General features: G+C 75.0%; 19 protein-coding genes. All 19 read right to left on the reverse strand.

The features are described from left to right. Nucleotides 1–11: 11 nt before the first annotated feature. The 19 genes from fmt to efp all read right to left on the reverse strand — a co-directional run bounded on the left by fmt (nt 12) and on the right by efp (nt 20,563). The gene (gene fmt, locus FIC82_RS12180) at nt 12–965 is read right to left on the reverse strand and encodes a methionyl-tRNA formyltransferase (protein ID WP_154798731.1); all 954 of its coding nucleotides are present in this window, start codon (nt 963–965) and stop codon (nt 12–14) included. Between the two features lie 61 nt (nt 966–1,026). Further along, nucleotides 1,027–1,398, reverse strand: coding sequence for a hypothetical protein (locus FIC82_RS12185; RefSeq protein ID WP_154798732.1), 372 nt, complete (start codon nt 1,396–1,398; stop codon nt 1,027–1,029). 111 nt (nt 1,399–1,509) lie between these two features. Further along, nucleotides 1,510–2,175 carry an HAD family hydrolase gene (locus tag FIC82_RS12190; protein WP_168731797.1) on the reverse strand — a complete coding sequence of 222 codons (666 nt, stop codon included), beginning with the start codon at nt 2,173–2,175 and terminating at the stop codon, nt 1,510–1,512. Further along, complete coding sequence (locus FIC82_RS12195; RefSeq protein WP_168731798.1) at nt 2,172–4,526, reverse strand: primosomal protein N' family DNA-binding protein; 2,355 nt, start codon at nt 4,524–4,526, stop codon at nt 2,172–2,174. The genes FIC82_RS12190 and FIC82_RS12195 overlap by 4 nt, the downstream gene beginning before the upstream one ends. 55 nt (nt 4,527–4,581) lie before the next feature. After that, complete coding sequence (metK, locus tag FIC82_RS12200; protein ID WP_154798733.1) at nt 4,582–5,778, reverse strand: methionine adenosyltransferase; 1,197 nt, start codon at nt 5,776–5,778, stop codon at nt 4,582–4,584. Between the two features lie 58 nt (nt 5,779–5,836). Beyond that, nucleotides 5,837–7,120 (reverse strand): bifunctional phosphopantothenoylcysteine decarboxylase/phosphopantothenate--cysteine ligase CoaBC, encoded by a 1,284-nt coding sequence (gene coaBC, locus FIC82_RS12205; protein ID WP_154798734.1) that lies wholly within the window; start codon nt 7,118–7,120, stop codon nt 5,837–5,839. 94 nt (nt 7,121–7,214) lie between these two features. Further along, nucleotides 7,215–7,493, reverse strand: coding sequence for a DNA-directed RNA polymerase subunit omega (rpoZ, locus tag FIC82_RS12210; protein WP_031316460.1), 279 nt, complete (start codon nt 7,491–7,493; stop codon nt 7,215–7,217). Nucleotides 7,494–7,669: 176 nt separating this feature from the next. Next, on the reverse strand, nt 7,670–8,320 hold the full coding sequence (gmk, locus tag FIC82_RS12215) for a guanylate kinase (RefSeq protein ID WP_168731799.1): 651 nt from the start codon (nt 8,318–8,320) through the stop codon (nt 7,670–7,672). A gap of 61 nt (nt 8,321–8,381) precedes the next feature. Then, on the reverse strand, nt 8,382–8,693 hold the full coding sequence (mihF, locus tag FIC82_RS12220; RefSeq protein WP_021482878.1) for an integration host factor, actinobacterial type: 312 nt from the start codon (nt 8,691–8,693) through the stop codon (nt 8,382–8,384). Between the two features lie 280 nt (nt 8,694–8,973). Beyond that, nucleotides 8,974–9,870, reverse strand: a complete 897-nt coding sequence (locus FIC82_RS12225; RefSeq protein WP_154798735.1) for a tyrosine-protein phosphatase — start codon at nt 9,868–9,870, stop codon at nt 8,974–8,976. 166 nt (nt 9,871–10,036) lie between these two features. After that, nucleotides 10,037–10,906: an orotidine-5'-phosphate decarboxylase gene (pyrF, locus tag FIC82_RS12230; protein WP_168731800.1), complete on the reverse strand. Its 870-nt coding sequence runs from the start codon at nt 10,904–10,906 to the stop codon at nt 10,037–10,039. Next, complete coding sequence (carB, locus tag FIC82_RS12235) at nt 10,903–14,274, reverse strand: carbamoyl-phosphate synthase large subunit (protein ID WP_253691109.1); 3,372 nt, start codon at nt 14,272–14,274, stop codon at nt 10,903–10,905. The genes pyrF and carB overlap by 4 nt, the downstream gene beginning before the upstream one ends. A gap of 2 nt (nt 14,275–14,276) precedes the next feature. Continuing rightward, nucleotides 14,277–15,539 (reverse strand): glutamine-hydrolyzing carbamoyl-phosphate synthase small subunit, encoded by a 1,263-nt coding sequence (gene carA / locus FIC82_RS12240; protein ID WP_168731801.1) that lies wholly within the window; start codon nt 15,537–15,539, stop codon nt 14,277–14,279. Further along, complete coding sequence (locus FIC82_RS12245; protein ID WP_154798736.1) at nt 15,536–16,237, reverse strand: PH-like domain-containing protein; 702 nt, start codon at nt 16,235–16,237, stop codon at nt 15,536–15,538. The genes carA and FIC82_RS12245 overlap by 4 nt, the downstream gene beginning before the upstream one ends. Next, nucleotides 16,234–17,598 carry a dihydroorotase gene (locus FIC82_RS12250; protein ID WP_168731802.1) on the reverse strand — a complete coding sequence of 455 codons (1,365 nt, stop codon included), beginning with the start codon at nt 17,596–17,598 and terminating at the stop codon, nt 16,234–16,236. The genes FIC82_RS12245 and FIC82_RS12250 overlap by 4 nt, the downstream gene beginning before the upstream one ends. Next, entirely contained in the window at nt 17,595–18,674 is a 1,080-nt protein-coding gene (locus FIC82_RS12255; protein WP_154798737.1) for an aspartate carbamoyltransferase catalytic subunit, read from the reverse strand. The genes FIC82_RS12250 and FIC82_RS12255 overlap by 4 nt, the downstream gene beginning before the upstream one ends. After that, complete coding sequence (gene pyrR / locus FIC82_RS12260; protein WP_154798738.1) at nt 18,671–19,339, reverse strand: bifunctional pyr operon transcriptional regulator/uracil phosphoribosyltransferase PyrR; 669 nt, start codon at nt 19,337–19,339, stop codon at nt 18,671–18,673. The genes FIC82_RS12255 and pyrR overlap by 4 nt, the downstream gene beginning before the upstream one ends. 183 nt (nt 19,340–19,522) lie before the next feature. Beyond that, a complete protein-coding gene (gene nusB / locus FIC82_RS12265) occupies nt 19,523–19,942 on the reverse strand; it encodes a transcription antitermination factor NusB (RefSeq protein ID WP_087472016.1) in 420 nt (139 codons plus the stop codon). 57 nt (nt 19,943–19,999) lie between these two features. Further along, the gene (efp, locus tag FIC82_RS12270) at nt 20,000–20,563 is read right to left on the reverse strand and encodes an elongation factor P (RefSeq protein WP_168731803.1); all 564 of its coding nucleotides are present in this window, start codon (nt 20,561–20,563) and stop codon (nt 20,000–20,002) included. Nucleotides 20,564–20,668 lie beyond the last annotated feature (105 nt).

Genomic DNA, 20,668 nt, shown 5'->3' on the forward strand with positions numbered 1-20,668 from the left:
CGTGCCGCCGCTCATCGGGCGACCTCCGCCCCGAGCACGAGGTCCTCGGACAGCCGCGCCCCGCGCGCCCAGTCGGCCGCGGCCATGTGCTTCTTGCCCACGGGCGCGACGTCCCCGAGCCGGACGGCGTGCGTCGCGGTGCCGACCAGCACCTCCTTCTTCCCGGCACGCACCTGCCCGGGCGCGAGGTCCACGACGTCGGGGCGCGGGGTGACGGGGCCGAGCCCCAGGCGGGCGGGAGCACCGTCGGTGCCCGGGAGGGTCGTCCACGCCCCCGGGGCCGGGGTGCAACCCCGCACGAGGCGGTCGACCGCGAGCGCCGGGTGGTCCCACCGGACCTCCGCGTCGGCGGGCGTGAGCTTGGCGGCGTGGGAGACGCCGTCGGCGGGCTGGGGCTGCGGGCGCAGGGTCCCGTCCTCGAGCGCGTCGAGCGTCGCGACGAGCAGGCCGGCCCCGGAGACCGCGAGGCGACCCAGGAGGTCGCCCGCCGTGTCGTGGGGGCGGATGGTCTCGGTCGTCGTGCCGAGCGTGGGCCCGGAGTCCAGGCCCTCCTCGATGAGGAACGTCGTGGCGCCGGTCACCTCGTCCCCGGCGATGATCGCGCGCTGCACGGGCGCGGCACCGCGCCAGGCGGGCAGGACGGAGAAGTGCAGGTTGACCCACCCGTGGCGCGGCACGGCGAGCACGTCGGGGCGCAGGATCTCCCCGTACGCCACGACCGGGGCGGCGTCGACGTCGAGCTCGGCCAGGCGCGCGAGGAAGTCCTCGCCGCGGGGGTGGTCGGTGATCACGGGGATCCCTGCCTCCTCCGCGCGCACGCGCACGGGGCTGGGGGTCAGGCGCCGCCCCCGGCCCGACGGGGCGTCGGCGCGCGTGAGGACGGCGACGACGTCGTGTCGGGAGTCGAGGAGGGCGTCGAGGGACGGGACCGCGGTATCCGGGGTCCCCGCGAACAGCAGGCGCATGGGCCCGATTCTAGGTGCCGTGCAGGTCCCGCCCCGGGCCGTCGCGGGCGGGGTCGCCGGGCTACCCGAGGTCGGGGGTCTGCTCGAGCCCCGGTCCGCGCACTCTCCGCTCACCGAGCGGCGCGTCCAGCGGGACGTCGACGCGGCGCGCGATCGCGGCCTCAGGGCACACGGCCCCCTCCCGCGGGTCCTGTGCGACCACCCGTACCGTGATCTCGACCGTGTCGTCGCTCTCGACCACGTCGACACCCCCGTACTCCTCGCACGACGCGCCGTGCTCGACCACGATCGGCAGCACGTCCCCCGCGAGGTCCGCGTCCGGAGCGACGTGCCACCGGGCGGTCGCGGTCGATCCGCCGTCGGAGCAGGCCGCGAGCGCCGCGACCAGGACCAGGACCGCCCCCGTAAGGGTCGGCCGCCTTCCCGGGACCATGGCTCCCCTCTCAGCAGGTCTCAGGACCCGCGGAGGGATCCGCTCCCGTCAGCCCACGCACCGGGTCGAGGCCCGCACGAGTCCGGCGCGAGACATGCCCCCGGACCGCGGTCACCGTCGCCCCGCGACCGGGACGCCGAGGTCCCGCAGCGCGGCGCGCAGGCCGGGCGTGCCGTCGAAGAGGTGCGTGCGCAGGCCGAGCCGGGCCGCCGCGTCGATGTTCGCGGCGCTGTCGTCGGTGAAGAGCGTGCGTGCTGGGTCGAGGCCGAACCGCTCGACCGCGAGCGCGAAGATCGCGGGGTCCGGCTTGGCCAGGCCCTCGCGCCCGGAGACGAGCACGTCGTGCATGAGCGTCGTCGCGGGCGCGGCGGGCGCGGCGTGCGGGTAGAGCTCCGCGGACCAGTTGGTCAGGCCGTACAGGCGCAGGCCGAGGTCGCGCAGCTCGCGCACGAGCGCCTCCGAGCCCTCCACGGGGCCGGTGAGCGTCGCGGGGAACTCCGCGACGTACCGGTCCAGGAGCGCCACATGGTGCGGGTGGGTGGCCTCGACGGCGGCGCGCGCGTCCGCCCACGTGGCCCCGGCGTCGCGCTCGTGGTTGAGGACGCGGAAGTCGACGTCCGCGAAGAACGCGTCGACGACCGCGCGGTCCAGCCCGGCGTAGGCGCCGTACGGGTCCCAGCCCACCAGGACGTTGCCGAAGTCGTACAGGACGGCGTCGATCGCGCGAGCCGGGGCGTCCGCGGGGGTGCCGTCGGCCGTCGGGGGATGGTGCGTCACAGGATCTCCTTCGGGTCGAGCTCCACCCGCACGCTACCCGGCTCGCGGCGCGCCGAGCGCACGGCGAGCGACGCCGCGAGCTCGCGCGCGAGGCGCCGACCGTCGCGCACAGGCACCCGCACGACGGCTCGCACCGGTGGGGCGTCCAGCAGCCCCGCCCCCGCGCCGTCGGCGGTACCCGGGCCCGTCCCGGTGCCTGTCCCCGTACCCGGCGCACGCCCGCGCGACGGGTGCGCGGGCACCTCCACGGGTCCGAGGACGGCGTCGGGGTGCGCCAGCTCGACCCGCCCCAGCAGCGCCGCGACCGCCGGGCGGTCCCCCGTCACCGCCGCCACCCGCACGGCGGGCGGCAGGGACAGCTCGGCCCGCTCGTCGAGCTCGCGGTCCGCGAGGAGCGCCGGGTCCCAGCGTACGAGGGCGTTCGTCGGTGCCGGGGCGGCGTCGCCGACGAGCAGCACCTGCCCGCCCGCCGTCGCCGGACGCACGAGCGCCGCCGCGGCGAGCCAGCGCGCGAGCGCGTCCTGCGCGACGTCCAGCCCGACGTGCGCGGTGCTCACCGCTGCGTCGAGCAGCAGCGCGGCCGCGTACCCGCCCTCGGCGACAGGCTCCGCGCCCGGCGTCGCGACGACCAGCGCCGGGCGCGACGAGACCGCCCCGAGCACCCCGCCGGCCGCGGCCGCGCCCGAGACCTGGACGGGCACGCCCGCGAACGCGCGTCCGAGCTCCTCCGCCGTGCGCTGCGACCCCACGCGGACCGACCGCAGCCCCGTCCAGTGGCACTCCGCGCACGACCAGCCGCCCGCGAGCGCCCCGCACCACGCGCACTGCGGCGTGGCGCCGGCTCCCGACAGCGCGAGCGGGCCGTGGCACACCGTGCAGCGCGCCGGGGTGCGGCAGCGCCCGCACGCGACGACGGGCACGTACCCGGAGCGGGGCACCTGCACCAGCACCGGCCCCTGCTCGAGCGCGGAGCGTGCCGCGCGCCACGCCGCGGTCGGGATGCGGGCCGCGGCGCCCGGCCCCTCGGCCGCGAGCTCCACCGAGGTCAGGGCGCGCACGCGCGGTGCGCGCGCCCGCACGACGTCGCGAGGCGCGGCCAGGTCGTGCGCCCAGCCCCGCGCCACGAGCGCGTGCGCCGCGACCGTGCGGCCGTGCGACCCGAGGAGGAACGCCGCCCCCTCCTGGTCGCTGCGCAACGCGAGCACCTCGCGCGCGTGCGGGTACGGGGCGCGCGGCTCGGCGAGCGTGTCCTCGCCGTCGTTCCAGCACACCACGAGGCCGAGGTCCGCGACCGGGGCGAACGCCGCCGCCCGGGTCCCCACGACGACGCGCGCCCGCCCGTGCAGCACCGCGAGGAACCCGCGGTACCGGGGGGCCGGCCCCTCGTCGGCGGTGAGGCGCACCACCTCGCCCCCGGTCGCCGCGTCCCAGGCGGGCAGTCCCGCGGCGTCCAGCGCGGCGCAGACCTGGTCCACGTCCCGCGCGTCCGGCACGACGACGAGCGCCCCCCGGCCGCCCGAGAGGGCCGCACGCACCGCCTCCGCGACCGCGGCGGCCCAGTGCGTCACGGGCAGCGGGTCCGCGCCCCGGCGTGCCCGCCCGGTGCCGCGCCCGCGCTCGACGGACCCGGGGGCGGGCTCCGAGCCCGACGCCGGTGCGGCCGGCGGGGCGAGCCCCGGCAGCGCGGTCCACACGGCCCGGGGGGCGCCCCCGCCCGCGACGTGCGCGAGGAACGCCGCGCCGGCGCGGTACGGGGACCACACGGAGCCGACGGACGTCGCCCCGGACCCTGCGGCCGGAGACGCCGCGAGGTGCGCCTCGCCGGTCCCGACCCCGCCCACGAGCGGCGTGCCGCCCGCGGCGTCCCCCCCAGGTGCCGCGGCGACGGCGGCCGCGAGCGCCTGCTCGGCGCGCGCGTGGCGGGGCGGGACGGCGAGGCGGAGCACGTCCGAGAGAGTGCCGGCGTAGTGGTCCGCGACGGAGCGCGCGAGCCGCGCGACGGCGGGCGAGAGCACGGGCTCGGGCGAGACGACGCGTCGCAGCGGCAGCAGTCGGCCGTCGTGGTCGGACCGCTCGGTCCGCTCCAGGACGTACCCGTCGACGTCCCGGCCCGCGAACCGCACCTTGACCCGGACCCCCGGCTGCGCGGCGTCGGACATCGTGGCGGGCACGAGGTAGTCGAACGCGCGGTCCAGGTGCGGCGGAGCCAGGTCGAGCGCGAGCCGGGCGACCGGCAGGTGCGCCGCGATCTCGTGGGACGCCGGCGGGGCGGGTCCGCGCCGGGACGGGACGGGCGCGACGCCGGGCAGGGTGTCCTGCACCGCCTGCGACGTGTCCTCGGGCTCGCTCACGACGTCATCGAACCACGCACCGCCGTCACGACCGGGCGAGGCCCCACCGGGCTCGTCACACCTGGGACTGCAGGTCCGCGACGCGGTCCGTGCGCTCCCACGTGAACTGCTCGAGCTCGCGCCCGAAGTGCCCGTACGCGGCGGTCGCGGCGTAGATGGGGCGCAGGAGGTCCAGGTCGCGGATGATCGCCGCGGGACGCAGGTCGAAGACCTCGCGGATCGCGGCGGTGATGCGCTCGACCGGCACCTTCTCCGTGCCGAACGTCTCGACGTACAGGCCCACGGGGTGGGCCTTGCCGATCGCGTACGCGACCTGCACCTCGCAGCGGCGCGCGAGGCCCGCCGCGACGACGTTCTTCGCGACCCAGCGCGTCGCGTACGCGGCGGAGCGGTCCACCTTCGACGGGTCCTTGCCCGAGAACGCGCCGCCACCGTGGCGGGCCATGCCACCGTACGTGTCGACGATGATCTTGCGGCCCGTCAGGCCGGCGTCGCCCTGCGGCCCGCCGACGACGAACGTCCCCGTCGGGTTGACGAACAGTCGGGTCGCGCTCGAGTCCAGGTCCACGCCCGCGGCCTCCAGGACCGGCGCGACGACGTCGTCCGCGACGAGACGGTGCAGCACGTCCTGACGCACGTCCGGGTCGTGCTGCGTGGACAGGACGACCGTGTCGAGCGTGACCGCACGGTCGCCGTCGTACCCGATGGTGACCTGCGTCTTGCCGTCGGGGCGCAGCCCGGGCACCGTCCCGTCGCGGCGGACGAGCGCGAGGCGCTCCGCGAGGCGGTGCGCGAGCCACACGGGCAGCGGCATGAGGCTCGGGGTGTCGTCGCTCGCGTACCCGAACATCAGGCCCTGGTCGCCCGCGCCCTGCGCGTCGAGCGGGTCGTGGTCGCCCTGGTCGTCGCGCTCCTCGAGGCTCTTGTCGACGCCCTGCGCGATGTCGGGCGACTGCTGCCCGATCGACACCGAGATGCCGCACGAGTCGGCGTCGAACCCGATGGACGAGGACGTGTACCCGATGCGGCGCACGACGTCGCGCACGATCTGCGGGATCTCGACGTACGCGTCGGTGGTCACCTCGCCCGCGACGTGCACGAGGCCCGTGGTGACCATGGTCTCGACCGCCACGCGGGACGTCGGGTCCTGCGCCAGGAGCGCGTCGAGGATGGAGTCGGAGATCTGGTCGCAGACCTTGTCCGGATGCCCCTCGGTGACGGACTCGGACGTGAACAGACGAAGATCTACCATGCCGCACAGCCTACTGTCCCGAGGCGTGGGCGTCGGCATCCGGTAGGCGAGACGCGGCTCACTCGGCCGGCACGGCTCCGGCGTCCGCCCGGTCCGCCGCGAGACGCGCGACGACGTCCCACACCGCGTCCGCCACCGCGCGCTTGGAGCCGCTCGCCGTCACGACGACCTCGCCCGCGCCGTCGACCACCGTCACGTCGTTCGCGTCGACGCCGAAGCCGCGCCCCTCACCCACCGCGTTCACGACGAGCAGGTCGGCGCCCTTGCGGCGCGCCTTGGCCCGACCGTGGTCGAGCACCGAGCCGTCCGCGTCCCCCGTCTCCGCGGCGAACCCCACGACCACCTGGCCGGCGCGGAGCCGGTCGTGCGCGAGCTCGGCGAGCACGTCCGGGTTCTCGACGAGCGCGATCGGCTCGGGCCCGCGGCCGGGCACCTTCTTGATCTTCGCCCCGGGCGCGTGCACCGGTCGGAAGTCCGCGACCGCCGCGGCCATCACGACGACGTCCGCCGACGCCGCGGCGGCGCGCACCGCCTCGCGCAGCTGGGCAGTCGTCTCGACCGCGACGACCTCGCCCAGACCGGCACCCGGCACCTGAGCGGCGACGTCCGGGGCGAGGTTCGCGGCGACGAGCGTGACGTGCGCGCCCCGCGCCCGAGCCGCCCGGGCGAGCTCGACCCCCTGACGGCCGCTCGACCGGTTGCCGATGAAGCGCACCGGGTCGATCGGCTCGCGCGTGCCGCCCGCCGACACCACGACGCGTCGGCCCGCGAGGTCGCGCCCCGCGACGTCGTCCTCGACGCGTGAACCGTCGCCGGAGCCCTCCGCGACGGCCAGCGCGACGCGCGCGATGTCGTCGGGCTCGGGCAGGCGGCCCGGGCCCGTGTCGGCGCCCGTCAGGCGGCCCGACGCCGGCTCGATCACGTGCACGCCGCGCTCTCGCAGCGTCGCCACGTTCGCGCGCGTGGCCGGGTGCTCCCACATCTCGGTGTGCATCGCGGGCGCCATCACGACCGGGCAGCGCGCGGTCAGCAGCGTCGAGGTGAGCAGGTCGTCCGCCCGACCCGACGCCGCCCGCGCGAGCAGGTCCGCGGTCGCGGGCGCCACGACGACGAGGTCCGCGCCCTGGCCCAGCGCGACGTGCGGCACGTGCTCGACGTCCTCGAACACCTGGTCCGTCGCGGGCTCTCCCGACAGCGCCTCCCACGTGGGCGCGCCCACGAACCGCAGCGCCGACGCCGTCGGCACCACGCGTACCCGATGGCCCTGCTCGCGCAGCAGCCGCAGCAGCAGCACGGCCTTGTACGCCGCGACCCCGCCGCTCACCCCGAGCACGATCCGCATGTCGCTCCTCCCGCCGGTCCGGCCTGGCACCGCGCCCACCGTCCGTGGACGCACGAACGCCGCGCCCTCCGGGTGGAGGTGCGCGGCGTGCGGCTCAGGCCTCGGGCGCCTCGTCGGGCTCGGCCTCGATCGTCAGCAGGCCCGCGTTGATCTCGCGCATCGCGATGGACAGCGGCTTCTCCTGGTTGCGCGTCTCGAGCAGCGGCCCGACGTTCTCCAGCAGACCCTCGCTGAGCTGCGAGTAGTACGCGTTGATCTGGCGCGCGCGCTTGGCCGAGTAGATGACGAGCGCGTACTTCGAGTCGACGTGCTCCAGCAGGTCGTCGATCGGCGGGTCGGTGATGCCCTCGGGGGCGGCGACGGTTCCGGACACAGTTCGCTCCGTGGGTTCAAGGGTCTGCAGCCGGGCTGCAGCTGGTCGATGGCGGTGGCGCGCCGACCGCTCCGTCCGGGGCCTGGGCGGGCACGGCCCCGAGCCGTCGCCGGGTCCGCGGACCGGGCCTGCGGCCCACCGGGGAGCGGGCCCGCGCGCGGGCACCGCAGGACAGTCTACTCGCTGTGGTGCTCGACGTGCCCGGCCGGCGCGGCACCGACGGCCTGCGCGGTGCCACCGGCCGTGTCGGGCACCGGCCGCGGCTCGAGACCCATGACGCGCACCAGCTCGTCCGTCGCGCGGTGCACCTCGTCGTTGACGATGACGTGGTCGAACTCCGACTCGGCCGCGAGCTCGACCCGCGCCGTCGTCAGCCGACGCTCCCGCTCCTCGGCGTCCTCCGTGCCGCGGCCCACGAGCCGGCGCACCAGCTCGTCCCAGCTCGGCGGGGCGAGGAACACGAACCGCGCCTCCGGCATCGAGGCGCGCACCTGACGCGCCCCCTGGAGGTCGATCTCCAGGAGGGCCGGCACGCCCGCGGCGAGCTTCTCCTCGACCGCGCGCCGGGGCGTGCCATAGCTGTTGCGACCGTGCACCACCGCCCACTCGAGCAGCTCGCGCTCCGCGACCATGCGGGCGAACTCGTCCGAGCCGACGAACAGGTAGTGGACGCCGTCCACCTCACCCGGCCGCGGGTCGCGCGTCGTCGCGGACACCGACAGCCACACCTCCGGGTACCGCGCCCGGATGTCCGCCGACACGGTCCCCTTCCCCACGGCGGTCGGGCCGGCCAGGACGGTCAGGCGGGCGGGGCTGGGTGAGACCACCGGCGCCGACGTCCCCTCGGTGGGGGCGTGCGGCGTCGGGTCGGACGGGTGCGCGGAAATGTCAGCCAAACCTCTCGATGAGGGCCGCGGACTGGTGGGGGCCGAGGCCGCGGACACGACGTGTCTCGGCGATCCCGATCTCCTCCATGATCGCCCGAGCCTTCACCTTACCCACGCCGGGCAGGGACTCCAGCAACGAGACCACCTTGAGCTTGCCGATCATGTCGTCCGTCTGCCCGCGCTCGATGACCTCCTTCAGGGAGCCCTGGGAGTACTTCAGCCTGTTCTTCACCTCGGCGCGCACGCGTCGGGCCTCTGCGGCCTTCTCGAGCGCCGCCGCGCGCTGTTCTGGGGTCAGGGGTGGAAGTGCCACGCAAGTCACCTACTCGTCGTCAGGCGGATGGGCCCACTCAGTCGTCCCGACCAACCTCGACGAGGAGCCCTAATCGGGTGAATCACCCGGGCGACCTGCGCCGACGCACGGAGCCGACCCCTCGAAAGTAGCGATCCTCGACCGATCGGGCAACGACTGGACAGGGCGCGTCGCGCGCCGTCGGCCCCCCGAGGAGACCTCGACGAGAGGTCGAGGAGGAGGAGAGGGACCGTGGGCGGGACGTCGCGGGCAGCGGCGGAGGTCACCTCGGGAGCGAGGATCAGGACGCCACGAGGCGTGCCACGAGCGCGTCACGCACGGCGGCCGTCACCCCGCACGCGACGAGATAGCCGTCGACGCTCCCGTGCTCGGCGGCGGCGAGCGCCCACGCGGCCTCCAGGTACTCCGGCTCCACCGTGAGCACCGGGGCCAGGGCATCCGGGGACAAACCGGGGATCGGGGGGACGAGCGCCGCGAGGCCGCCCACGGCCGAACGGCTCGCGAGGTACTCGGCGAGGCGGTCCTCCTCGGCGACGCCCGCCACGTACTGGGCGAGGGCGACCACCCACCCCGTGCGGTCCTTGCCCGCCGAGCAGTGCACGACCGCGGTCCCCTCGGACGACGCGACCTCGCCGAGCACACGCCCGACCGTCGCACGGATGCCGGGGTCCTGGACGAACGTCGCGTAGACGCCGTGCATCATGCGGCGTGCGACGGCAGCCGGGTCGTCCGCCGACAGCAGGCCCGCGACCAGTGCCGCGGGGTCTGCCGACGCTCCCCCGGTACCGCCACCGGCCCCCAGACCCTGCGCGGGGTCCATGCCGCGGCGCAGCACCCGGACGCCGCCCGGCACCGCGTCCGCGCCGTCGCGCTCGACCTCGTCGTCCCCGCGCAGATCGAGCACCGTCGTCACCCCGAGGTCGCCGAGCGCCGCCTGGCCCGCCGGGGTCAGGCGCGACAGGCTCGCCGTCCGCAGGAGCACGCCCGTGCGCAGGGGCTCCGCGCTCCCCGCCGGGACCGCCCGGCCTCCGACGTCGCGCGCGTTCCACGTGCCCGGGACGTCGAGCGCCCCCGGCACCGCGCCCCCCTCCGGTACGGGCACGGCTCGGGTCGCGTCGCCCTGCTCGGGCCCGTCGGAGGCGCTCGGGACGTCGCGAGAGGTGTCGTGGGAGCTCATGGGCGCAGTCTCGCACGGGCACGTCCGTGAGCGGTCGCCCGGGCGCACGAACGCCGCGCCCCGCGTCAGGGAGAACGCCACGACGGCACGGACGGGGGCGCGGCGCCGCCCCGACGTCGGGGCCGGCACCCGCAGGTGCCGGCCCCGACGTCCGGGTCGCGGGTGCTCAGCCGCGCAGGGCCTGCGCCGCCTCGTCGGTGGCCGCCCGGGCCGCCGCACGCAGCGCGTCGACGTCCGGGCCGGCGCGCAGGACGCCGCGCGAGGACGACGCGAGCACCTGGCGGCGGGCGTCGCCGAACACGGCCGCGAGCTCGGCGGCGCCCGCGCCCTGCGCCCCCACGCCGGGAGCCAGGAGCGGGCCACGCACCGCGGCGAGGTCCGTGCCCGTGCGGGCCGCGGCGTCCGCGATCGTGGCTCCGACGACGAGGCCGACCGGGCCGAGCGCGTCGCCCGCCTCGACGACCGGCGCGTTCACGTCCGCGGCCGCGCGCGCGACGTGCGCCGCGACCGACTCCACGCCCGCGCCCGCGCCGCGGCGCGCGTGCTGCACCTCGGCACCCTCCGGGTTCGACGTCAGGCACAGCACGAACAGGCCCCGCCCGGTCTCCAGCGCGGCGTCCACCGCGGGCTGGAGCGAACCGAAGCCGAGGTACGGGGAGACCGTGAGCGCGTCCGCCGCGAGCGGCGACCCGTCGCGCAGGTACGCGTCGGCGTAGGCGGCCATGGTCGAGCCGATGTCGCCGCGCTTCGCGTCCATGATCGCGAGCGTGCCCGCCGCACGGGCCGCCGCGAGGACCTCCTCGAGCGCCGCGACGCCGCGCGACCCGTGCCGCTCGAAGAACGCCGACTGCGGCTTCACCGCGGCCACGCGCCCCCCGACCGCCTCGACGACCCGCAGGCCGAGCTCGCGCAGCCCCGCGGCGTCGTCGGTCAGGCCCCAGTCCGCGAGCAGGCCCGGGTGCGGGTCGATGCCCACGCACAGCGGCCCGTGGTCGTCCAGCGCAGCCGCGAGGCGCGCCCCGAAGCCCGCGCTCACGCGCCCACCTGCTCCGCGGCGGGAGCCGGCAGCGTGACGCCCGCCGTCAGGCCCTCACCCGCCATGTGCTCCTGCAGGCTGGCCACCGCGAACGGCCCCGCCAGGACCGCCTCGATGCCCTGCACCGCGGCGGCGAGCTGGTCCACGGTCGTCGCGATCGGCTTGTCCGCGGCGGTCGTGGCGGCGCGGATCTCGTAGCCGTCGGCCCGCGCGCCCTGGCCGGACGGCGTGTTGATGACCATGTCCACCTCCCCGGCCGTGATGAGGTCGACGATCGTCGGCTCGCCCTCCGGGCCGCGGCCCGCGGAGAACTTGCGCACGACGCGCGACGCGATGCCGTTGCGGCGCAGCACGCTCGACGTGCCGTCCGTCGCGAGGATCTCGAACCCGAGCTCCGCGAGGCGCTTGACCGGGAAGACGATCGAGCGCTTGTCGCGGTCGGCGACGGAGACGAACACGCGGCCCGACGTCGGCAGCCCGCCGAACGCGGCGGCCTGCGACTTGGCGAACGCGTGCGGGAAGTCGCGGTCGAAGCCCATGACCTCGCCCGTGGAGCGCATCTCCGGGCCGAGCACCGTGTCCACGACCACGCCGTCGGCGGTGCGGAAGCGCTTGAACGGCAGGACCGCCTCCTTGACCGCGATCGGCGCGTCGAGCGGGAGCGTGCCGCCGTCGCCTTCCGCGGGCAGGACGCCTGCCGCGCGCAGCTCGGCGACCGTCTCGCCCGCCATGACGCGCGCCGCGGCCTTCGCGAGCGACGTGCCCGTCGCCTTGGACACGAACGGCACGGTGCGCGACGCGCGCGGGTTCGCCTCCAGGACGTACAGGACGTCCGAGACGAGCGCGTACTGCACGTTGAGCAGGCCGCGCACGCCGACGCCCTTCGCGATGGCCTCGGTCGAGCGGCGGATGCGCTCGATCTCCGCCTCGGACAGCGACACGGGCGGCAGGACGCACGCCGAGTCGCCCGAGTGGATGCCGGCCTCCTCGATGTGCTCCATGACGCCGCCGAGGAACAGCTCGGTGCCGTCGTAGAGCGCGTCGACGTCGATCTCCATCGCGTCGTCGAGGAACCGGTCGATGAGCAGGGGCGCGGGGAGCGTCCCGGCCGTGCGGTCCTCGGCGGCGGCCGCCGCGAGCGCCCGCTCGACGTAGCCCGTGAGCTGCTCGGCCGAGTAGACGATCTCCATGCCGCGCCCGCCGAGCACGTAGGACGGGCGCACGAGCACCGGGTAGCCGATGCCGGCCGCGACGTCCCTCGCCTCGTCGAGGGAGCGCGCGGTGCCGAACGCCGGGGCGGGCAGGCCCGCCTCGACGAGCACGCGGCCGAACTCGCCGCGGTCCTCGGCGGCGTCGATGGCCTCGGGGCTCGTGCCGAGGATCGGCAGGCCGGCGTCCGCGAGGCGCTGCGCGAGCGCGAGCGGCGTCTGGCCGCCGAGCTGGACGATGATGCCCTTCACCGGTCCCGCCGCGAGCTCGGCCTGGTAGACCTCGAGCACGTCCTCGAACGTGAGCGGCTCGAAGTACAGGCGGTCGGACGTGTCGTAGTCGGTCGAGACCGTCTCCGGGTTGCAGTTGACCATGATCGTCTCGTAGCGCTCGCGCAGCGTGAGCGCCGCGTGCACGCACGAGTAGTCGAACTCGATGCCCTGACCGATGCGGTTGGGGCCCGAGCCGAGGATGATCACGGCCTCGCGCTCGCGCGGGGCGACCTCGGTCTCCAGGTCGTAGGACGAGTAGTGGTACGGCGTGCGGGCCGCGAACTCGGCCGCGCACGTGTCGACCGTCTTGTAGACGGGTCGCACGCCGAGCGCGTACCGCACCTCGCGCACCGTGGCCTCGCCGGCGGGGCCCATGCCGCGCAGGCGCGCGACCTGGGCGTCGGACAGGCCGTGCTTCTTCGCCTCGCGCAGCACGTCCTCCGTGAGCGCGGGCGCGTCGGCGACGGCCGCCGCGACCTCGTTGACCAGCTGGATCTGGTCGAGGTACCACGGGTCGATCTTCGTGGCCTCGAAGACCTGCTCGACGCTCGCGCCGGCGCGCAGCGCCTGCTGGACGCCGATGATGCGGTTCTCCGTGGGGCGCGCGATGCGCACGAGCAGCTCGTCGAGCTCCGCGCCGGAGACCGGCTCGCCGTCCCAGTGGAACACCGAGCCGCCCTTGTCGATCGAGCGCAGCGCCTTGCCGAGCGCCTCGGTGAAGTTGCGCCCGAGCGCCATCGCCTCGCCGACGGACTTCATGGTCGTCGTGAGCGTCGGGTCCGCAGCCGGGAACTTCTCGAACGCAAAGCGCGGCACCTTGACGACCACGTAGTCGAGCGTGGGCTCGAACGAGGCCGGCGTGACCTGGGTGATGTCGTTGGGGATCTCGTCGAGCGTGTAGCCGACGGCGAGCTTCGCCGCGATCTTGGCGATGGGGAAGCCGGTCGCCTTGGACGCGAGCGCGGACGAGCGCGAGACGCGCGGGTTCATCTCGATGACGATGACGCGGCCCGTGTCCGGGTCGACGGCGAACTGGATGTTGCAGCCGCCCGTGTCGACGCCGACCTCGCGGATCACGGCGATGCCGATGTCGCGCAGCTTCTGGTACTCGCGGTCCGTGAGCGTCAGCGACGGCGCGACCGTGATCGAGTCGCCGGTGTGCACGCCGACGGGGTCGACGTTCTCGATGGAGCACACGACCACGACGTTGTCGTGCTTGTCGCGCATGAGCTCGAGCTCGTACTCCTTCCAGCCGAGGATCGACTCCTCGAGGAGCACCTCGGTCACCGGGGAGTAGTGCAGGCCCTGCCCGACGATGCGGCGCAGCTCCTCCTCGTCGTACGCGAAGCCCGAGCCGAGGCCGCCCATCGTGAAGGACGGGCGCACGACCATCGGGTAGCCGAGGTCGCCCGCGGCCGCGATCGCCTCGTCGACCGTGTGCACGATGACCGAGCGCGCCGACTCGCCGCCGCACTTCTCGACGACGTCCTTGAACTGCTGGCGGTCCTCGCCCTTCTGGATCGCCTCGATGTTCGCGCCGATGAGCTCGACCCCGTACTCGGCGAGGACGCCCGCCTCGTCGAGCGCGATCGCCGCGTTGAGCGCGGTCTGCCCGCCGAGGGTGGGCAGGAGCGCGTCGGGGCGCTCCTTGGCGATGATCGAGGTGAGCACCTCGGTCGTGATGGGCTCGACGTAGGTCGCGTCGGCGAACTCGGGGTCGGTCATGATCGTGGCCGGGTTCGAGTTCACGAGGACGACCCGCAGGCCCTCCTCCTTGAGCACGCGGCACGCCTGGGTGCCGGAGTAGTCGAACTCGCACGCCTGGCCGATGACGATCGGGCCGGACCCGATGACCAGGACGCTGGAGATGTCGGTTCTGCGAGGCACGGTCAGCTCTCCTTGGTGTTCTGGTCGGCGGCCTCGGAGCCCTGGGCGGCGCGTCGGGACGCCATGAGCTCGACGAAGCGGTCGAAGAGGTACGCGGCGTCGTGGGGGCCGGCCGCGGCCTCGGGGTGGTACTGGACGGAGAAGGCGGGCAGGTCGAGGCACTCGAGCCCCTCGACCACCTGGTCGTTGAGCCCGACGTGGGACACGACGACGCGCCCGTAGCGGCCGCCGTCGTGCGGGGCGACGGACTCGCCGTCGAGCGGCGCGTCCACGGCGAACCCGTGGTTGTGCGCGGTCACCTCGACCTTGCCGGTGCGGCGGTCCATGACGGGCTGGTTGATGCCGCGGTGGCCGTACGCGAGCTTGTACGTGCCGTAGCCGAGGGCGCGCCCGAGGATCTGGTTGCCGAAGCAGATGCCGAAGAACGGGGTGCCGCGGTCCAGGACGGCGCGCAGCAGCTCGACCTCGTGCGTCGCCGCCCCGGGGTCGCCGGGGCCGTTGGAGAAGAACACGCCGTCGGGCGCGTAGGCCTCGACGTCCTCGATCGTCGAGGCGGCCGGGACCACGTGCACGCGCACGCCGCGCTGGGCGAGGCGCTGCGGCGTCATGGACTTGATGCCGAGGTCGACGGCGACGACCGTCGCGACGGGCTCGCCGTCCGGCGTCGTGCCCTCGAAGGGCTCGACGACGTACGCCTCGTCGGTGCTCACCTCGCGCGCGAGGTCGGCGCCGGCCATCGCGGGCGCGGCCTGCACCTCGGCGACGAGGTCCTCGACGGTGCGGGGGTAGCCGTCGCGCACGAGCGCGTCGCCCGAGAAGATGCCGGCACGCATCACGCCGAGCTCGCGCAGGTGGCGCGTCAGGGCGCGCGTGTCGACGTCGCTGATGCCGACGATCCCCTGCGCGGCGAGCTCGTCGTCGAGGGTGCGCTGCGCGCGCCAGTTCGACGCGCGCCGCGCGGCGTCGCGCACGACGTACCCGGCGACCCAGATCTTGCCCGACTCGGGGTCCTCGTCGTTGACCCCCGTGTTCCCGATGTGGGGGGCCGTCATGACGACGATCTGGCGGTGGTAGGACGGGTCGGTGAGCGTCTCCTGGTAGCCGGTCATGCCGGTGTTGAAGACGATCTCGCCGACCGTCGTGCCACGCGCGCCGTAGGCGCGCCCGGTCTGCACGGTGCCGTCCTCGAGGACGATCAGGGCCCGGTCGGCGGGCGGTGCGGTGGCGGAGACCTGGGTGGTCGCTGTGTTCACTGAGGCGGTCACGGTGCTTCCTCGTCGTTCTCGTCGGTGCCGGGTGTCGCGCTCTCGCGCGTCGGCGCCGGGTCTGCGGGGTCTGCGGGGGCGGCGCTCGGCGCCCCGGGTCGTCGCTCGTGCGAGTCGTCGGCGGCGTCTCGGTCGCGGTCGTCGTCGGCTCGTCCGGCGAGACCTTGGACAGCCTCCAGGAGGCGTGCCACGTCGTGGTCGTGACGGGGCAGGAGCCCGGTGTCGAGCCGGACCTCAGCGTTCGCCGGAGCCTCGGGCGCGTCGGCAGGGACGGGCTCCGCAGGCACGGTCCACGTCACGACGACGATGGCCTCCTTGCCGACGAACTTGCCGGCCATGCCGGGCGTGAGGGCCGCGCCCCCGACCGCCGCGGCGGGCACCCACAGGTCTGGGGCGCCGTTGCGCGCGACGTGCAGGCCGCCGTCGTGCACGGTGACCTGGGCCTGGGACCGGTCGCCGAGACCGTGGGCGCCGATGCGGGCGAGCCAGTCACCCGCGAGCGTGCTCGACACGTAGAGGGCGTCGAGCGGCCCGAGCACCACGCCGCCCCGTACGGCCTCCGCAGGCACCGCGGGAGGGGTCGGGACGACGCCGGTCGACCGCCGCACGAGGCGACCGCGACCGAGGAGGACGAGGGTGAGCAGGATGACGCCGAGCACGATCCAGATGCCGGCGGCGACGGGCTGGGGCAGGTTCACGCGCGGACCCCCCGCGCGTCGGCGCCCGCCGGGACGGGTGCGCCGTCGAGCACCGTAGCCCGACCGCGCAGGAACGTCGCGACGACGGCGCCGGGCAGCTCGCGGCCCTGGAAGGGGGTGTTGGTGCTCGCGGTGGCCTGCCCCGCGCCGTCGACGACGCGGCGCGCGGCCGGGTCGACGAGCGTGACGTTCGCAGGCTCGCCGACCTCGAGCGGGCGACCCTGGGCGTGCTCGCCGGCGTCGATGCGGCCGATGCGCGCGGGCGCGCTCGACAGCACGCGCGCGACGTCGGCCCACGTGAGGCGGCCGGTGTCGACCATGGTCTGCTGGACGACGCTCAGCGCCGTCTCCAGGCCGGTCATGCCGAACGCGGCCGCGGCCCACTCGCAGTCCTTGTCCTCGCGGGCGTGCGGCGCGTGGTCGGTCGCGACGATGTCGATCGTCCCGTCCGCGAGCCCCTCGCGCACGGCCTCGACGTCCTCGGCCGTCCGCAGCGGCGGGTTGACCTTGAACGTCGGGTCGTAGCCCCGGGCGAGGTCGTCGGTGAGGACCAGGTGGTGGGGCGTGACCTCGGCGGTGACGTCGATGCCGCGCCCCTTGGCCCAGCGCACGATCTCGACCGAGCCGGCCGTGGAGAGGTGGCACACGTGCAGGCGCGAGCCCACGTGCTCCGCGAGGAGCACGTCGCGCGCGATGATCGCCTCCTCGGCGACCGCCGGCCACCCCGCGAGGCCCAGCTCGGCCGAGACGACGCCCTCGTTCATCTGGGCGCCCTCGGTGAGGCGCGGCTCCTGCGCGTGCTGGGCGACGACGCCGTCGAACGCCTTGACGTACTCGAGCGCGCGGCGCATGAGGATCGGGTCGTCGACGCACTTGCCGTCGTCGGAGAACACGCGCACGCGCGCGGCCGAGTCCGCCATGGCGCCGAGCTCGGCGAGCTGCTGACCGGCGAGCCCGACGGAGACGGCGCCGACCGGGTGCACGTCGACCCAGCCCGCGTCGCGCCCGAGGCGCCACACCTGCTCGACGACCCCCGCCGTGTCCGCGACGGGCGTCGTGTTGGCCATGGCGTGCACGGCGGTGAACCCGCCCGCCGCGGCGGCACGCGTGCCGGACCCGATCGTCTCGGCGTCCTCGCGGCCCGGCTCGCGCAGGTGGGTGTGCAGGTCGACCAGGCCGGGGAGCGCCACGAGGCCGGTCGCGTCGACGACGACGGTCCCGTCGCCCTCGGAACCGGCGCGCGCGGCACCGACGGGCGCGATCTCGGCGATCACGCCGCCGGAGAGCACGAGGTCGACGGGCTCGCCGCCGAGCGGGCGCGCGCCGCGCAGGACGTACGTGGTGGTTGCGGCGCTGCTCACGAGGCGGGGACCCTTTCGACGGCGGGGACGGGCTGGGCGGCTGACGCCGGGGCGACGTCGGTCTCGTCGCTGCCCGCGAGGAGGAGGTAGAGCACGGCCATGCGCACGGCGACACCGTTCGCGACCTGCTCGACGATCACCGCGCGCGGCGAGTCCGCCGCCTGAGCGGAGATCTCGAGGCCGCGGTTCATCGGGCCGGGGTGCATGACGATCGCGTGCTCGGCGAGGAGCCCGAGGCGCCGGGCGTCGAGCCCGTACTTGCGGCTGTACTCAAGCGGGTTGGGGAAGAACGCTCCCCCGCCCGCACCCGAGCCGCTCATGCGCTCGCGCTGCACGCGCAGCATCATCACGGCGTCGGGACCGCCGTTCGCGGTGTCGCCCGCGAGGGTCGCGTCGAGGTCGTAGGAGACCTCGCACGGCCACGTCTGGACGCCGACCGGCAGGAGCGTGGGCGGCGCGACGAGCGTCACGTGCGCGCCGAGCGTGTGCAGCAGGTGCACGTTCGAGCGCGCGACGCGCGAGTGCAGCACGTCGCCGACGATCGCTACGTGCCGCCCGTCGAGGCCCGCGCCTCGCGCGGCCGCGTCGTCCGGCCCGCTCGCGCCGGGGGCCGTGAGCCCCGTCCCGGACAGGTGACGGCGCAGCGTGTACGCGTCGAGGAGCGCCTGCGTCGGGTGCTGGTGCATGCCGTCGCCCGCGTTGACCACGGCCGCGTCGAGCCAGCCCGCGTGCGCGAGCAGGTGCGGGGCGCCCGACGCCTGGTGCCGCACGACGACGGCGTCCGCGCCCATCGCCTGGAGCGTCAGCGCTGTGTCCTTGAGCGACTCGCCCTTGGACACGCTCGACCCCTTGGCCGAGAAGTTGATGACGTCCGCGGACAGGCGCTTCGCCGCGGTCTCGAAGGAGATGCGCGTACGCGTCGAGTCCTCGTAGAAGAGGTTGACGACCGTGCGCCCGCGCAGCGTCGGGAGCTTCTTGATCTCGCGCGACTGCGTCGCGGCCATCTGGGCGGCCGTGTCGAGGATGCGCACGGCGTCGGCACGCCCGAGGTCCTGGGTCGAGAGCAGGTGCCTCATGCGCCGCCCTCCCCGTCCTCGGCGGCACCCGTCGGCGAGGGCGCGGGCCGGATGACGACCGCGTCGGCGGACGCGTCGCCCGCCGCAGAGGCGCCGTCGATCTCGGCGAGGCGCACGCTCACGCGCTCGGACGTCGACGTCGGTAGGTTCTTGCCCACGAAGTCGGGGCGTATCGGCAGCTCGCGGTGGCCCCGGTCGACGAGCGCGGCGAGCTGCACGGCGCGCGGGCGGCCGAGGTCGCTGATCGCGTCGAGCGCGGCGCGGATGGTGCGCCCGGAGTACAGGACGTCGTCGACGAGGACCACGACCTTGCCGTCGATGCCCGACGCGGGCAGGCGCGTCGCGCCGATCGTGCGCGTCGGGTGTCGGTGCAGGTCGTCGCGGTACATCGTCACGTCGAGCTCGCCGACGATCGCGTGCGGGTCGGGCGCGCCGTCGGCGGGCGACCCCTCGATGGCGGCGAGGCGCTCGGCGAGCCGCGTCGCGAGCGGGACGCCGCGCGTCGGGATGCCGAGGAGGACGAGGTCGTGGGCCCCCTTGTTGCGCTCCACGATCTCGTGGGCGATGCGCGTCAGCGCGCGGGAGATGTCGGCGGCCGTCAGGACGACGGTCCCGACCTCGGGGGTCGGTACGGGTGGTGTGGGCACAGCAGCGCCAGAGCTCATGTCCGGCGACCTCCTTCCCCGCCTCACGGGACGGGCCTTAAAGGATGTCTGACGGTCACCCACCCTACCGCCGCGCACCGCGGCGGCGGGTACGCGTCCCGCCGGATAAGACGCGGCGTCGGTCACACCCGTGACCGACGCCGCGTCGAGGTCGTGCCGGCCCGCTGCGGGGCCGTGGAACGCTCAGGCCGTGATCGTCGGCTTCATCTCGACGATGCGTGCGAGCAGCCCGTTGACGAACGACGGCGAGTCGTCGGTCGACAGGGACCGCGCGAGGTCGACGGCCTCGTCGATCGCGACGACGTCCGGGACGTCGTCGTTGAAGAGGATCTCCCAGCCGCCGATGCGCAGCAGGGCGCGGTCGACGGCCGGCATGCGCTCGAGCGTCCACCCGTGGGAGTACGTCTCGATCAGCTCGTCGATGCGGTCGCGGTGCGCGAGCACGCCCTCGACGATGTCGACCGCGTACTGCGGCAGGGCGGTCTGCGCCGTGCCGGGGTCGGCGACGCGCTCCGCGAGGAGGGTCGTCGGGTCCACCTGACGCTGCTCCGCCTCGAAGAGGACGTCGAGCGCGCGCTTGCGCGCCTTGGTGCGTGCGGCCATGGTGATCGGCTGTCCCTCGTTGCTCTCAGCGGCTCTGGGTGGTTCTCGGGGCCCTGGTCAGTCGTTCACGCGGCCGAGGTACGAGCCGTCGCGCGTGTCGACCTTGACCTTGGTGCCCTGCTCGAGGAACAGCGGGACCTGGATCTGCGCGCCCGTCTCGAGCGTGGCCGGCTTGGTGCCGCCGGTCGAGCGGTCGCCCTGGAGGCCCGGCTCGGTGTAGGTGATCTCGAGGACGACCGAGGCGGGGAGCTCGATGTAGAGCGGCTGGCCGTCGTTGGACGCCACGAGCACGTTCTGGTTCTCGAGCATGTAGTCCTTGGCGTCGCCCACGATCTCGGGCGAGATCGTGATCTGGTCGTACGTCGACGTGTCCATGAACACGTAGTCCGCGCCGTCCTGGTACAGGTACTGGAAGTCGCGGCGGTCGACGTTGGCCGTCTCGATCTTGAGGCCGGCGTTGAACGTCTTGTCGATCGTCTTGCCCGTCATGACGTTCTTGATCTTGGTGCGGACGAACGCGCCACCCTTGCCGGGCTTGACGTGCTGGAACTCGATCACGGTCCACAGCTGGCCGTCGAGTCGCAGCACGGTGCCGTTCTTGATGTCGTTGGTGGTCGCCACGTTCGTCTTCCTGTCGGAGGGTCTACGGGCTCCGCGGCGCCGGACGACGCGAGTCGACCGGGCACACCGGGGCGGAGCGGGAAATGGGCCTTGACGATCTTACCG

This window comes from Cellulosimicrobium protaetiae (genome assembly GCF_009708005.2).
Taxonomy (GTDB): domain Bacteria; phylum Actinomycetota; class Actinomycetes; order Actinomycetales; family Cellulomonadaceae; genus Cellulosimicrobium; species Cellulosimicrobium protaetiae.